The 5,284-nt window shown below is 71.0% G+C and carries 5 protein-coding genes; 1 reads left to right on the plus strand and 4 read right to left on the minus strand.

Annotation, left to right across the window (positions count from 1 at the left end; translation table 11 throughout):
- The 4 genes from SACSA_RS23600 to SACSA_RS0117760 form a co-directional block, all read right to left on the minus strand.
- Positions 1-1,042, minus strand: a 1,042-nt coding sequence (locus tag SACSA_RS23600) for a dihydroxyacetone kinase family protein (protein ID WP_019819077.1), incomplete at its 3' end; no start/stop codon positions are given.
- Positions 1,043-1,047: 5 nt separating this feature from the next.
- Positions 1,048-2,460, minus strand: a complete 1,413-nt coding sequence (locus SACSA_RS0117750; protein WP_019819078.1) for an RbtT/DalT/CsbX family MFS transporter — start codon at positions 2,458-2,460, stop codon at positions 1,048-1,050.
- A gap of 15 nt (positions 2,461-2,475) precedes the next feature.
- The gene (locus tag SACSA_RS0117755; RefSeq protein WP_019819079.1) at positions 2,476-3,570 is read right to left on the minus strand and encodes an alcohol dehydrogenase catalytic domain-containing protein; all 1,095 of its coding nucleotides are present in this window, start codon (positions 3,568-3,570) and stop codon (positions 2,476-2,478) included.
- 58 nt (positions 3,571-3,628) lie between these two features.
- Positions 3,629-4,456 (minus strand): DeoR/GlpR family DNA-binding transcription regulator, encoded by an 828-nt coding sequence (locus SACSA_RS0117760; protein WP_019819080.1) that lies wholly within the window; start codon positions 4,454-4,456, stop codon positions 3,629-3,631.
- Positions 4,457-4,600: 144 nt separating this feature from the next.
- Between SACSA_RS0117760 and SACSA_RS23605 the strand changes: the two genes are divergently transcribed.
- A partial coding sequence (locus SACSA_RS23605) for a triose-phosphate isomerase family protein (protein ID WP_052328515.1) occupies positions 4,601-5,284 on the plus strand: 684 nt, incomplete at its 3' end.

The following is a 5,284-nucleotide window of genomic DNA, read 5'->3' on the forward strand; positions in this document are numbered from 1 at the left end:
GCTCGGTGACCTCGGCGGTCTGTTCCGCCGCCGGAGCGCGCAGCGCCCGCACCGGGGCGGCGGCCTTGCGGTAGGCGGGGGTGTAGGCGTCGGCGCGCCAATAGCGTTCGAGCTCGTCGTCGAGCCACATCAGCGTCAGCGAGCAGCCGCCCATGTCGAGGCTGGTGACCAGCTCGCCGACCTCCGGTTCGACCGGTTCGAGGCCCTGGTCGCGCAGGCGGGCCGACACCAGGCCCCACAGCAGGAACAGTTCCTCGTACTTGGTGGCGCCGAGTCCGTTGAGCACCGGCGCGACGCGCCGCCCCGCGTTCGGCGGGGCGGCGTCGAGTACGCGATCCACGAGCAGCGCGGCCAGGTCACTCGCGGGCATGATCGGCACCTCGCTGATGCCGGGCTCGCCGTGGATGCCCAGGCCGAGCCCGAGGTGCCCTTCGGGCACGGTGAACAGCGGCTCGGACGCGCCGGGCAGGGTGCAGCCGGAGAAGGCCACTCCCAGCGACCGGGTGGCCGCGTTCGCGGCGCGCCCGACTCGTTCCACCTCGTCGATGCCGAGCCCTTCAGCGGCGGCGGCGCCCATCGCCTTGAACACCGTGAAGTCGCCCGCGATGCCCCGGCGGCTCGGTTCGTCCTCGGCCGAGGCGACGTCGTCGGTGACGATCACCACGCGGGTGTCGATGCCCTCGGCGCGTAGCCGTTCGGCGGCGATGCCGAAGTTCATCACGTCTCCGGCGTAGTTGCCGAAGCTGAAGATCACGCCTCGGCCCTGGTCGGCGGCGCGGGCCACGGAGTAGGCCTGCGCCGCCGACGGCGAGGTGAAGATGTTGCCGACCACGGCACCGTCGGCCATGCCGGGGCCGACGGTGCCGGCGAACGCCGGGTAGTGCCCCGAGCCGCCGCCGATGACGACCGCGACCCGGTCGCGGTCACCGCGGTGGGCGACCACTCCGCCCGGCACAGCCCGCAGGCGGTCGGCGTAGAGGTCGCAGAACCCGGCGAGCTGGTCGTCGGAGAACTCGGCGGGGTCGTTGAAGATCCTGGTCATGGTCGTTACCTCCCGGACGGGCGGGTGGCGGGTCCGGCTTCGGCCTCGGGTCCGGCGGCGACGTCGGTCGCGGCCACGACCGGCTTCCCGGCGGTGTCGGTGGCGGCCGTCCCGGTGACCTCAGCCTCCTGGGAGTCGTCGTGCTGGGAGACGTCGAGGAAGTACATGAGCACGAACGCCAGCGCGTAGAGCAGGACGAACGCCCACACGACACCGACGTTGCCGAGCCCGAGAGCGAGCACGACGCTGACCACGGCCGAGCCGAGGAACGCCGCTCCGCCCGCGGCCGTGGTGTACATGGCCATCGCCGCGCCCTTGAAGTCCGGCGCGAGCCTGGGCATGATCGCGCCCATCGGAACGAACCCGGCCAGCAGGCAGCCGAAGACACACCCTGCGGCCACCGACACCCAGAAGCCCCATGTGGACCCGGCGGGCACGAGCTGCGGCACGTACCACCAGGCGAGCAGGCCCACCGAGGACCCGAACACGCCGAACCACTGCACGGTGCGCCGCCAGCCCCACCAGTCGCCGACCGCGCCGAAGAGCGCGTTGACGAGGATGTTGGTGGCATAGACCAGCACCGTCATGGTCAGCCAGCGCCCCTGGCCCCAGCCGAGTTCGTCGGCGATCACGCCGGGCAGGATGATGAACATGCCGTACTGCGGCGCGGTGTTGATCAGCCGGACGACGAAGCCCATGAAGATCTTCGGCCTGCGCACGCTCAGCCGCAGGCCCGCGGTGAGCACCTGGGAGGCCGGGGTCCCGGCGGGCGCGACGCGCCGGTCACCGTGGGGGTCGGACACCCCGAACTGCGCGAGCAGGAAGCCGACGATCACCAGGGCGATGGACCCGATCATCGCGGCGGTCTCGCCGCCGGTGCCCCCGCCGAACGCGGGGATCATTCCCAGCGCGAACAACGACCCGAGCGTGGGAAGGCCACCGGTGAACATCACGTAGAACCAGCCGACGGCGGTGCCGTTGCGCTGCACCGGCGTGACGATGTTGACCCACACCAGGAACGCGAAGGCGAACAGCGGGTAGCCGAAGCCGCGCAGGAAGTAGGTCAGAAACACCAGCGGCATGCTTCCGACCGACAGGCTGAGCAGGAACAGCAACTCGAAGACCACCCACACGGCCGCGCCGAGCTGCATGACCCGGCGCGGCCCCCACAGGTCTGCCAGCGCCCCGGAGAGGTAGCTGCCGACCAGCACGGACACGCCGTACATGGAGATGATGGTGCTGACGGTGCCGGTGGTGCTGTCCAGCACCGACTCGATGTGCGGGGTGATGAAGTTGGACTCCGTGCCGTTGCCGGTCATGAAGAGGAGCACGGCGACGAAGCCCCAGCGCAGCGAGTGCGGAATCCCGATGCGGTCGAGAACCGTCTCGCGGGGAGAACTCGCGGTGGTGGCGGTCATGATGTCCTCCCCGCCTCAGTCGCGGTTGGGCAGGATCGAGACCTTCACCGACGCACCCGAGGTGTCGGCGACCAGGTCGAGGGCCTTCTGGAACTCGTCGAGACCGAACTGGTGGGTGCAGATGTCGGCGACCGGGATCGTGCCGTTCTCCAGCATCTTGATCGCGGCTGGCCAGCAGTGCGGTCCGAGGTGGGCGCCGCGGACGTCGAGCTCCTTGTCGTCGGAGATGATCGACCAGTCGACTGTGACCTCCGAGCCGAACACGGAGTACTCGACGTAGGTGCCCAGCTTGCGCAACAGGTTCAGTCCCTGGCCCACGGCGGCGGTCGCGCCGGTGCCCTCCAGGTACACGTCGGCGCCGTAGCCGTCGGTGAGCTCGGCGACCCGGGCCACCGCGTCCTCGGTCTTCGGGTTGATGGTCACGTCGGCGCCGCAACGGCGGCCCAGTTCGAGCTTGTCGTCGTCGAGGTCGAGCGCGACCAGCGTCATGGGGTTCTTCTGGCGGGCCCCGGCGATCAGCCCCAGGCCGATCGGGCCGCAGCCCGCGACCACCACGACGTCACCGAAACTGATGTCGGCCCGCTCCACGGCGTGCAGCGCGCACGACAGCGGCTCGGCGTAGGCGGCGTGGTGCGGTTCGAGGTCGTGCGAGACCCGGTGCACCCGCGCCTTGGTCGGCACGAGCATGTACTCGGCCATCGCGCCGTGGTAGTTGCGGAAACCGAACATGTCGTGCGGTCCGCACATCCAGTACTCGCCACGCTTGCAGTAACGGCACTGTTCGCACGGCACGATCTGCTCGCAGACCACCCGGTCGCCCTGGGCGACCCCGTGGCTGTCGAGCCCGGCCTCGTCGCCGGAGACGACCACGCCGACCAGCTCGTGCCCGGGGATGATGCCACGCTGGGCCCAGGCGGGACGGTTCTCGTCGCCCCAGAACTTGGCCGCGCCGTGATAGCACTTGAGGTCGCTGGCGCAGACCCCGACGGCCTCGACCCGCATCAGCAGTTCGCCCGGGCCGGGCCGGGGGACGTCCACGTCCTCGAGCCGGTAGTCCTCCGGTCCGTGGACGACCACGGCTCGCATGCGGTCGGGAATGGTTTTCGGCACGGCTACCTCCGTTGGTGAGCGGTACGCGGACTGGGGGGATGTCGGTCGGTGTGGGGGTTCACGACGTCGTGCCGTCGGCCTCGCCCAGCGGCGCGACCCGCACGCGCACGCCGAGTTCGGCCAGCTCGTCCAGTTCCTCACTGGTGATGCGGTCGTCGACGATCACGAGGTCGAAGTCGGACAGCGGCGCCACACGGTGTAGCGCGCGCTTGTGGAACTTGGTGTGGTCCACCAGCAGGACGCGGTGCTGGGCGGCCTCGATGAGGGCGCGCTTGACCAGGATCGTCTCCTGCGACTGGTGGTAGCAGTGCCCGTCGGTGACGGCGGAGGTGGACATGAACACCACGTCGGCGCGCAGCGGTGAGATGTGATCGCAGGTGGTCGTGCCGTGGAAGGCGTCGTACGGGGGCACGTAGGTGCCGCCGACCGACATCAGCTCCACGTCGGACTCCCCGGCCAGCTCGTTGATGATCGCCAGGAAGTTGGTGATCACGGTGAGCGGTCCGTTGCCGGGCAGCAGGCGGGCCAGCGCCAGCGCCGTGGTGCTGTCGTCGAGCAGGACGGCCTGCCCGCGTTCCACGTGGGCCAGCGCGGCGCGGGCCAGCGCGTCCTTGGCGGCGCGCTGCTCGGTGCGGCGGTAGCGGACGTTGCTCTCGAACAGCACCGACTGCTGTGCCGTGGCGGCGCCTCGGGTCTTGCGCAGCCAGCCCTCGTCGGCCAGCCGGTCGAGGTCGCGGTGGATGGTCATCGAGCTGACGCCGACCTCCCGGGCCAGGTCCTCGATCCGGATCGACCCGAGCTCGAGCACGCGATCGCGGATGCGTTCCTGGCGTTCGCGGGGGCCCAGCGCCTCCGGGGTGCCGCTGTGCTCGTCGGCGGAGTTCACGCCCTGACCTCCTCGTCTGCTCCGCTGGTGCGGCGCGCCGCGACGGTGCAGCGCTGCTGCTCCGCGGCTCGCCGACACAACATAACAAGAGTTACCTCAAAGTCAACACTTCTTGTGTGAGAAGTGGTTGGTACCGTGTGACGCATGGGCACGGAGCCGGAACACCGGCCGTCCGCCGTGCCGCCATCCGGCGACGGGGCCGCGCGACCCGGCCGCCCGGGCGGGCGCGGACTGGTCGGGGTGAGCCTGAAGATGTACCTCGGTTACGAGCAGAGCCGCGCGTGGCTGCGGCAGGTGGCCGCGCACGCCGACCGGGTTCCGGACGGCGGGCTGTTCGTGCTGCCGTCGTTCCCGCTGCTGCCGCTGGCCGCGGAGCTGTTTCCCGGCACCGGTGTCGCCTACGGCGCGCAGAACGCGCACAGCGCGCAGCGCGGCGCGTACACCGGCGAGGTGTCCCCGGCGATGCTGGCCGAACTCGGCTGCGCCTACGTCGAGGTGGGCCACGCCGAACGTCGTGCGCTGTTCGGTGAGACCGACGCGGTGGTGGCGGCGAAGACGCGCGCGGTGGTCGAGGCCGGTCTCACGCCGGTGCTGTGCGTGGGGGAGCGGGAGCGAACCGGCCGGGCCGAGGCGACCGGTGTGGTGCTGAGCCAGCTCGACGCGGCCGTCGCGGACCTTCCCGCCACCACGCCGCTGGTGGTGGCCTACGAACCGGTGTGGGCCATCGGCGCGGAGGACGCCGCCCCGCCGGAGCTGGTCACCGCCGTGGTCGGCGCGGTGCGTGACCGGCTCGGCGGCGGGCGGTGGCCGTGCTGTACGGCGGCAGCG

This window comes from Saccharomonospora saliphila YIM 90502, from assembly GCF_000383795.1.
In the GTDB taxonomy this organism is placed as follows: Bacteria; Actinomycetota; Actinomycetes; order Mycobacteriales; family Pseudonocardiaceae; genus Saccharomonospora; species Saccharomonospora saliphila.

Bases quoted from the DNA above. Each gene is read 5' to 3' on its own strand.
- SACSA_RS0117750 (WP_019819078.1), bottom strand. From the start codon at position 2,460: ATGACCGCCACCACCGCGAGTTCTCCCCGCGAGACGGTTCTCGACCGC.